The organism is Tabrizicola sp. (genome assembly GCF_051645465.1).
In the GTDB taxonomy this organism is placed as follows: domain Bacteria; phylum Pseudomonadota; class Alphaproteobacteria; order Rhodobacterales; family Rhodobacteraceae; genus Tabrizicola.
The window spans coordinates 1-8,895 of record NZ_JBOFBI010000308.1; the positions used below are offsets into that span (position 1 = coordinate 1).

The window sequence follows — 8,895 nt, forward strand, 5'->3', positions numbered from 1 at the left end:
CCTCGCGAGGAGTGCACGAAGTGCTCGACGAGCAGCAACGAAAAAGGCCCGCAGTCTTGTGCTGCGGGCCTTCTCTATTGCGGTTGACGGGGGTCAGTTCGTCATCAGGTAATAGCTGTTCCGCGAGCCGCCCATGTTCTGGACGGTGACGTAGAAGTAGCCGTCCCATGCCGGGGTCCAGTCGCAGTAAAGCTTGTCGGACCAGCTGACGTCGTAGCAGATGACGTTGCCGTTCTCGTCGGTCACGGCCACGTCGAGGTTCGCGTCGCCGTCGCCGACGATGGCCACTTCGGCGTAGGAGTTGCCGTAGAACGGGATTTCCCAGACATCGGTCTGGCCTGCGGGGAGCCGCGAGAGCCATTCGACCCCGCCGCCGATCCGGCCGCGCGAGCCTTCGGCCATGGCGTCTTCGATGAGGCCGATGAGGGCCTCGTCATCCGCGGCAAGCTCTTTGGCCTTGGCGAACATCACGTCGGCGGTCGGAGGCGCCTCGGCGGCACCTTCCTCGCCTGCGTCGCCGCCGGACGAGGTGCTGGCAAGCGAGACGGTCGCTTCGGCGGGCATTTCGCGGCCCTTGGGCGCGGTCTTGCTGGCGATTGCGGCCATCTCTTCGGCGCTGAGCTCAAGTGCGGCGGGGGTTTTGGTTTCCACGGCAACGGATGCGGCCAGCTTGGCGGCGGCGAGCACGGTCACGGCGTCACCCTGGGCCACGCCAAGGGCGTAAAGGTCCTGCGCGAGGCCCATGGTCGAGGCGCCGCCGGGGGCAGCGCCTTCGGCGGTGACGCCGGCGTTGGTGCCGGACTTGTCCTGGGCGAGCGCGGGAAGGGCAAGGGCGACCAGGGCGGTGGTGGCCAGTGCAGCAGAAAGGGATTTCAATGTCATGTCCTGTCCTACGGGTTTGGCCGCCCCAGGGTGGGACGGGATAGACGCATATTTGCAGGCTGGCCGCCTGTTGAGAAGGGTGTATGGCGTGACAAATGCCGTCACCTGCCTCAGTTCCCGATAAGGCGGTAGGTGTTGACCATTGTGCCGGGGTTGCTGACCGAGACGGTGAAGAACCCGTTCCGGGCGGGCGTCAGGCGGCAAAGCGCGGGAGCGGTGCTTGGGGGCAGGGCGCAGACGGGCGTCCCGCCTTCGTCGGTGACCGTCAGGGCCAGTGGTCCGTCCCCATCGCCGATCAGGCCGATTTCGGCAGCTACCTCGCCGAAAAGCGGCATCCGCCAGCTGTCGGTCTGGCCTGCGCCGAGCTCGGCGCTGACGGTGACGGCGGTTTCCGTGCGGTGGTCGGGAAGCTGGGCGTCGAGGTCGTAGACGAGGTCCTGGAGGTCGGGGTCCTCACCGGCCAGACCCTGGGCGATGGCAATGGCCTCGGGTCCCGCGGGATCGGGTGCTGCGGGGCGGCCCTTGGCCTCGTCGCCGGGGGCATCGCCGGTGGTCGTCTTCTCCCAGGCGGTCGGTGGGCGCGGGGTGACGCTGCGGGCAAGGCGGATGGCGGCCAGCAGCAGGATCGCGTCGCCGTTGGTCATCGCCGCCTCGTAGGTTCGCTGTGCGAGGACAAGGCGGGTGGCGGTTCCGGGGGTGCCGTCGGGTTCGGGGGCAAGGTTCGGCGCCTCGGCCTGGGCGGGCGGGGTAAGGGCAAGCAGTACGGGCAGTGCAAGGCGGCGCATCGGCGGGCTTTCGTCGGGGTGGCGGGACTGTCGCAAAGCCGGGCGGCAGGGACAAGTGAGGAAAGCTTTCGGCCCCGGAGGTTTCGCGGTAGCAGGGGGGAAAGGGAGGCGAGACATGCGCGAGATCCTGGAGCGGCTTCTGGCCTTCGACACGGTGAGTTCCAAGCCGAACATCGCGCTGATGTCTTATGTGCAAGGGTTGCTTGAGGGCGCCGGTCTGCAGGTTATGCTGGTGCCGGATGCGTCGGGGGGGAAGGCGAACCTTTACGCCTCGACCGGGCCGGAGGGCTTGGGGGGCGTCATGCTCTCGGGGCATACCGATGTGGTGCCGGTCGAGGGGCAGGTCTGGACCAGGCCGCCCTTTGCTCTGACGGAAGCCGAGGGGCGGTATTTCGGCCGAGGGGCGGCCGACATGAAGGGGTTCGTGGCCTGTGCGGTGGAGGCGATGCTTCTGGCGTCCCGGCGGCCTTTGGCCGTGCCGCTGCATCTGGCGCTGTCGTATGACGAGGAGATCGGCTGCATGGGGGTGCGGTCGCTGATCGACATGCTGGCGGTGGCTCCGGTGAAGCCGCGGTTCTGCATTGTCGGGGAGCCGACGGGGATGCAGGTCGCGACCGGGCACAAGGGGAAGGTGGCCTTGCGGGCGACCTGTGCGGGGCGGGAGGGGCATTCGGCCTTGGCTCCGATGGCGCTGAACGCGCTGCATCTGGGGGCGGATTTCCTGGGGGCGGTCAGGCGGCTGCAGGCGGAGGTGGCGGCGACGGGGCTGCGGGACGGGGACTATGACGTGCCGTACACGACGCTGCATGTCGGGAAGATGTGGGGCGGGGTGCAGGTCAACATCGTGCCGCACCATGCGGTGCTGGACTTCGAGATCCGATCCTTGGCGGGGGAGGACGTGGCGGGGCTGATCGCGCGGCTGGAGGCGGAGGCGGAGGGGATCGTGGCTCCGTTGCGGGGGGAGTTTCCGGAGGCGGCGATCAGGGTGGAGCGGCTGTGGGATTATCCGGGGCTCGGGACGCCTTCAGATGCGGGGGTGGTGAATTTCGTGAAGGGGCTGACGGGGGCGAACGGGACGATCAAGGTCGCGTTCGGGACGGAAGGGGGGCTTTTCGACCAGCGGCTTGGGGTGCCGACGGTGATCTGCGGGCCGGGGTCGATGGCCCAGGGTCACAAGCCGGACGAGTTCGTGGCGGTCGAGCAGATCGAGCGGTGCCGGGGGATGCTGGGGGCTTTGGTGGGCCGGCTGGAGGCGGGGATTTGAGGGGCCCCGGGGGCCGCTCTTCGATGACTTCGTCACTCATCGCTCGGGTGGTCTCCGACGAGGAGACGAAGTCGAACGAGGAGGGTGTGGGTCCGGGAGGGCGGGGCCGCAAGGGGCTCCCCTGGGGGTGGGCACGGTGCCCAGCAGGGTGATGCGCGGGATTTCAAGGGGTTGCGTGGTAGCGTTAGGGATTTGTTAGGGGTTTGCGGGAATTCCGGGGAAAGACGACTTCCGTTTTTTAGTGGTGCGTGAAATCACACACCCTACATTTCGATGCCGCCAGAACTGGACACACTGCCCGCCAGGATGGGCGGAGACGCGCCCAGATCGCTGACGTGGACGACAATCGTTGTCCTGCCCCTCGCAATCTTCGCTCCGTGCTCCATATGTCTTCAAGCGGGCCATCCGTCCGCCGAAAAGGACTTTCATGAACATTGTTGAAACGGCTGCCGGAAATCCGGCATTCTCGACGCTTGTGACCGCGCTGGCTGCGGCCAACCTGACTTCAGCCCTGGGCGGCACCGGCCCCTTTACCGTCTTCGCCCCGAGCAACGATGCCTTTGCCAAGCTGCCTGCGGGCACGGTTGAGGATCTTGTCCTGCCTGCCAACAAGGACAAGCTGACCGCCATCCTGAAGCTGCATGTCGTCTCGGGCAAGCACATGGCGTCGGACTTCACCGACAAGACCGCCGATATCGCCACGCTTGGTGGCGAGAAAGTCACCGTGATCGGCAAGGACGGGTCTGTCCATGTCGGCGCGGCCAAGGTCAGCTCGGCCGACCTCGGCGCCTCGAACGGCGTGATCCATGTGATCGACACCGTGATGATGCCCGCCTAAGCAGCGGGCCTTTTGTATGGTGAGTGCAAGGGGGGCCGGTTGGTCCCCCTTTTTTGGTTTGCGAGCCGGGGGGCTTTCGTGGAGAGCGTTTCTAGTGGTGAAGGGATAGCAGGTGTCCACGGTGGACAGCATGATGCGGCGAGGGAATTTCAAGGGGTTGGGTGGGGGCGCTAGGGGTTTGTTAGGGGATTGGGGGGTGAGGGAATGGCGGGAAGGCGGGGTTGGTATCTGGCGGTGGTGTGTGAAATCACGCACCCTGTGGGCCGCTGCACCATCCGCAACCTGACACTGGCCGAGGATCACCATGACCGAAGCACTTCCGAAAATCTGGAACACCACCTTTACCGATCACACGATCAACGTCCGGAATATCAATTACCACATTAGGGATAACACCATACAACGCAGAATCGAAGGATCGAACGGCTTCCTTTACCCGGATGGTAAGCCCCTGCCAGCGGATCTGGTGCCGGAGTATATCTTTTTTGATCTTCGGGACATCAAGGAAGACTATAAGACAAAGACCCCCGATCTGGTCATGATCACCAACGGGCTTTTGGTGATCTCTGAGAAGTTCCGCGATCTTCTGGCGGACTTCGACATGGGCAACTCGCTGATCCACGAGGTGCCGCTCTATGAATATGACCAGACGACCCGGCGGCCCGGGCGGTGGTTCATCCTGCACATCACGGCGAACAAGAAGACGGTGATCCCGGAGAAGTCGGAGAATGTCGAAGAGACGTTCGCGGGCAGCGGTCGATGGAAAGCTGCTCGCGAAAACGACGTCTTGGCCGTGCGCGCCGATGCAGCTCCAGGCGCCGACCTGTGGATTGACGCCAATTTCCGAGGTCGTATCTTCCTCTCCGACCGGCTGAGATCGGCACTTAAACCCGCCGGAATCCGTGTTCGTCAAATGCCCATGCGACCCTGCATCGTCATCGCCTGACGGAACTGGGCGCGTGTGGGGTGGTGCGCTTCTGTGCGACGGCGGTTTAAGTGCGGAAATTGAACGGTGCGCTGTAGCGCACCCTACGAGAGTCGGGCTGAAGCCCGACCTACTTTGTCAGCGCGGCCAGCCGTTCCGCCTCGTCTGCGCCGATGCGGTAGTGGCCGGTCATCGGGTAGGTGAAGAGGATGTCTTCCTCACGTGCCCCGGCACCGATGTTGTGGAGGATGAGGGGGGTGCCGTCCTCGGCCCGGCGGTCGGAGACGATGCCGATATGGGCGAGGTTGCCGGGGAGGGTCCAGGTGACGATGTCTCCCGGAAGGTAGGGGGTCGGGCCGTCCTCCAGGGGAACCTCGGCGCCGATGCGGGCGAAGAGGGTTTGCAGGTTCGGCACCCGGCGGTGGTCTATGTTGCGGTCGGTGGTCGTGAGACCCCAGAGCGCGGGATAGGCGCCGAAATCGGCCTTCATGTCGCGGTTGACGGCGAGCTGCAGGTCGATACCCCAGCCGTCGCGGAGGGCGCGGATCACGACGTCGGTGCAGACGCCACGGTCACGCGGGATATCGCCGCCCGGGAAGTCGAGCGGCACGTAGGCCGGGTCGTAGGTGAGGGTCACGCCGACCTGATCGCGTGCGGCTTCGGTGATGCGCGAAGGCTCCGATCCGGCAAAGGCCGGGGCGGCGAGGGCCATGGAGAGGAGCAGGACAAGGCTTCGCATGGGCCGATAATGCGCCTTTCGCGGGAGGTTGGCGAGTGGGGATTTCTGCCCCTTGGCAAGGGCTGGCGCCTTTTTGCCGGGGCCGGTAATACATGCGTGATGGCGGTTACGCTCACCTCTCTGGCCGATCTGGCGGCGTTTGGCTTCGATGACATCATCGATGTGCGGTCGCCTTCGGAGTTTGCCGAGGATCACCTGCCGGGGGCGATTTCGCTGCCGGTTCTGGACGATGACGAGCGGGCGCGGGTGGGGACGATCTACAAGCAGGTCTCACCCTTCACGGCGCGGAAGCTGGGGGCGGCGCTGGTGGCGAAGAGCGCAGCCCGGCATCTGGAGGGGGTGCTGGCGGACCGGCCGGGGGGGTGGCGGCCCTTGGTCTATTGCTGGCGGGGCGGGCAGCGGTCGGGGTCGTTTGCGACGATCCTTGCCCAGATCGGCTGGCGGGTGGAGACTTTGGCCGGTGGGTACAAGACCTGGCGGGGGCTTGTGGTGCGGGAGGTTCATGAGACGCCCGTGCGGGCGCCGGTGGTGGTGCTGGACGGGAATACGGGGTCGGCGAAGACGGAGGTGCTGAACCTTCTGCCGGGGTTTGGGGTGCAGGTCATTGACCTGGAGGGGCTGGCGCGGCACCGGGGGTCGCTGTTCGGGGCAGTGGGGGAACAGCCGTCGCAGAAGGCGTTCGAGGGGGCCTTGGCGCTGGCGTTGGCGGGGCTTGACCCCTCGCGGCCGGTGGTGGCGGAGGCGGAGAGCTCGAAGATCGGCGAGCGGCGGTTGCCGTCTGAGATCTGGAAGGCGATGGTCGCGGCTCCTCGTGTGGCGATCGTGGCACCTCGGGCGGCGCGGGCGGCGTATCTGGCGCGGGCCTATGCGGACCTGACGGCGGATGCGGGGCGGCTGGCGGCGACGGTGGACCTGCTGAAGGCGCTCCATCCGCGCGAGGTGATCGAAGAGTGGCAGGCGCTGGCCGGGGCGGGGGAGTTCCAGGCGCTGGCGGCTGACCTGATGGAGCGGCATTACGACCCGCGCTACGGCAAGCACCGGGCGAGGATGGCGGTGCCGGTGGCGGAGGTTACCGTGGAGCGGCTTTGGCCTGAGGACCTGGTGGGGATTGCCGGGCGGGTGGCGAAGGCGGTGGGCGGGCTGGCCGGGCGCTGAGCGCCGGCCGTTGCGCCGATTTTTCGACGAAAAATCGGGGGGTCAGGTGGTGACGGTCAGGTAGGGCTCACCTGCGGTGATCTCGCCGATGATGGCGGCGTTGTGCCCGGCTTCGCGGAGGGCATTGAGGAGGGCGTCGGCTACGTCTGGCGGGACGGCTGCCAGGAGGCCTCCGGCGGTCTGCGGGTCGGTCAGGAGAGCGGTGCGCGGGTCTTGCGGCGCGGTCATCCGCCAGCTGACGGCGGCAAGGTTCGCGGGCTGGAGCGAGGAGCCGTGGCCTGCGGCTGCCAGTTCTGCGGCGCCGGGCAGGAGGGGGATGTCCTTGAGCCGGATCGTTGCGGCGGCTGAGGAGGCGTCGAGTATTTCCAGGAGGTGACCGGCGAGGCCGAAGCCGGTGACGTCGGTCATGGCGCGGGCCTTTGGGGCGAGGATAGCGGCGGCGGTGCCTTGGGCGCGGGTCATCTGGGCGATGCAGGCGGCCCAGGCTTCTCCGAGAAGGAGGCCCGGGACTTGGGCCATGGCCATCTCGGCGGCGAGGATGGTGCCGGAGCCGATGGGTTTTGTGATGATCAGCTTGTCGCCCGGCCTGGCGCCGCCTTTGGCGATGGCGCGGGGGGCGGTTCCGGTGACGGTGAAGCCGATGGTCAGCTCGGCCCCTTCAGTGGAATGGCCGCCGACCACATCAGCCCCTGCTGCGCGGAGGGTTGTGGCGGCTTCCTCCATGATCTCGGCCAGCATGCGGGCCTGCAAGTCGGGGCCGAGGGGCGGGAGCGTGATCTGGGCGAGCGCGACTTGCGGGGCGGCGCCCATGGCCCAGATGTCGCCAAGGGCATGAAGCGCGGTCAAGCGGGCCATGAGGCGGGGGTCGTTGCAGAAGGCGCGGAGGTGGTCGGTGGTGATCACCTGCACTCCGGTGGGGCCGGTGAGGATCGCCGCGTCGTCGCCGGGGCCGGAGTGGACTTCGGTGTGGGTTGGCGCTGGGAGAGCGGTGAGAGCGGTCCGGAGGATGCCGGGCCCGAGCTTCGCGCCGCAGCCGCCGCAGAGGGGGCGCTGGGCGAGGTGGGCGGTGAGGCCCTCGGTCGCCAGGGGCGGGGCCTTGGGTCGGGGCATGGCGGGGTAGGTGTCGAAGCGGTCCATGAACTGGCGGTCGATACGGTCCTTGAGGCGCCAGAGGCGGGGGCCGGCGAGGGCGAGGCCCCACTTCTCGGCCACGGCGGATTTCGAGCCCAGGGAGATGAGCTTGAGGTAGTCGCGTTGCGGCCGGAAGGGGCGGAGGGGTTGGCCTGCGAGCGTGGCGCGGAGGTTGTGGAGGAGGACGGGCGCGGCGCGGACGGCGAAGACGCCTGCCTTGGGGCGGGGGTCTTCGGTCAGGGTGGCACAGTCGCCGCTGGCGAAGATTGTGGGGTCGGAGGTGCGGAGGGTTCGGTCGGTGAGGAGGAAGCCGTCGTTGTGGGTGAGGCCGAGTCGTGCGAGCCAGCCTTGGGGCCGGGCGCCGGTGGCGGTGATGGTGAGGTCGGAGCCGATCTCCTCTCCATTGGAAAGTGTGACGCTGGCGGGGCCGATGGCGGTGGCTGTGGTCCCGAGGCGGAGGGTGATGCGGGCGGCTGCAAGTTCGGCTTGCAGCTTGCGGCGGGCGGTGGGGGCGAGGGCGGGGAGGAGCGTGTCGGCCTGGTCGAGGAGGGTGATCTGTGGGTCAGTGCCAAGGGTGCGGAGGCGGTGGGCGGAGGCGAGGGCCAGCTCCACGCCGCCAATCCCGGCACCGAGGATGGCGATGCGGGGGAAGGCGAGGCCGCGGGCGAGGAAGGTCTCCCAGGCGGCGGCGTAGGGGCCGAGGGGTTTGGCGGCGACGGCATGCTCGGCTGCGCCGGGGAGAGGGAGGTCGGAGGTGATGCCGACGTCGATCGCGGCGAGGTCGTAGGGGAGCGGCGGGCGGGTGGCGAGGTGGATCAGGCGGGCGTCGCGGTCGATGCTGGTGGCGCGGTCAAGGATCAGGCGGGCGCCGGCGAAGCGGGCGAGGCGGACGAGGTCGATCATGATCTCGTCCCGCCGGTAGTGGCCCGCGATGAGGCCCGGCAGCATGCCGGTGTAGGGGGCAACGGGGTCGGGGTTGATGAGGGTGAGGCGGGTGCCGGGCAATGGGTTCATGCCCCACATCCGGAGGACGAGCGCATGGGCATGGCCGCCGCCGATCAGCACGAGGTCGCGGATCTGGGGGTAGGGGGTCATGAGTTCTCTCGCAGGTCCGGCGAGGGAGGCTTAGCGCAGGTGGGGCGGAATGGCGAGCGGGGGGAGCTGGTCGGACGGGAC

8 protein-coding genes are annotated in these 8,895 nt (G+C 67.7%); 4 read left to right on the forward strand and 4 right to left on the reverse strand.

Annotation, left to right across the window (positions count from 1 at the left end; genetic code table 11):
• Positions 1–93 precede the first annotated feature (93 nt).
• Together ACRCSW_RS19830 and ACRCSW_RS19835 are read right to left on the reverse strand one after the other, a co-directional pair.
• Positions 94–882, reverse strand: a complete 789-nt coding sequence (locus tag ACRCSW_RS19830; protein ID WP_438707376.1) for a hypothetical protein — start codon at positions 880–882, stop codon at positions 94–96.
• Between the two features lie 110 nt (positions 883–992).
• Entirely contained in the window at positions 993–1,667 is a 675-nt protein-coding gene (locus tag ACRCSW_RS19835) for a hypothetical protein (RefSeq protein ID WP_438707377.1), read from the reverse strand.
• Between the two features lie 115 nt (positions 1,668–1,782).
• On the opposite strand from ACRCSW_RS19835, the gene argE reads away from it, so the two are divergent.
• From argE to ACRCSW_RS19850, 3 genes are all read left to right on the forward strand, one after another.
• A complete protein-coding gene (argE, locus tag ACRCSW_RS19840) occupies positions 1,783–2,931 on the forward strand; it encodes an acetylornithine deacetylase (protein ID WP_438707378.1) in 1,149 nt (382 codons plus the stop codon).
• A gap of 427 nt (positions 2,932–3,358) precedes the next feature.
• Positions 3,359–3,769, forward strand: coding sequence for a fasciclin domain-containing protein (locus tag ACRCSW_RS19845; protein WP_438707379.1), 411 nt, complete (start codon positions 3,359–3,361; stop codon positions 3,767–3,769).
• A gap of 304 nt (positions 3,770–4,073) precedes the next feature.
• On the forward strand, positions 4,074–4,715 hold the full coding sequence (locus ACRCSW_RS19850) for an imm11 family protein (protein ID WP_438707380.1): 642 nt from the start codon (positions 4,074–4,076) through the stop codon (positions 4,713–4,715).
• 109 nt (positions 4,716–4,824) lie between these two features.
• On the opposite strand, the gene ACRCSW_RS19855 is transcribed toward ACRCSW_RS19850, so the two are convergent.
• Positions 4,825–5,433, reverse strand: coding sequence for a DUF1287 domain-containing protein (locus tag ACRCSW_RS19855; RefSeq protein WP_438707381.1), 609 nt, complete (start codon positions 5,431–5,433; stop codon positions 4,825–4,827).
• Positions 5,434–5,532: 99 nt separating this feature from the next.
• Here ACRCSW_RS19855 and mnmH point away from each other — a divergent pair, with 99 nt between their 5' ends.
• A complete protein-coding gene (mnmH, locus tag ACRCSW_RS19860; RefSeq protein ID WP_438707383.1) occupies positions 5,533–6,588 on the forward strand; it encodes a tRNA 2-selenouridine(34) synthase MnmH in 1,056 nt (351 codons plus the stop codon).
• 42 nt (positions 6,589–6,630) lie between these two features.
• Here the strand turns inward: mnmH and selD are convergent, their stop codons facing one another.
• Positions 6,631–8,814 (reverse strand): selenide, water dikinase SelD, encoded by a 2,184-nt coding sequence (gene selD / locus ACRCSW_RS19865; protein WP_438707382.1) that lies wholly within the window; start codon positions 8,812–8,814, stop codon positions 6,631–6,633.
• Between the last annotated feature and the right edge of the window lie 81 nt (positions 8,815–8,895).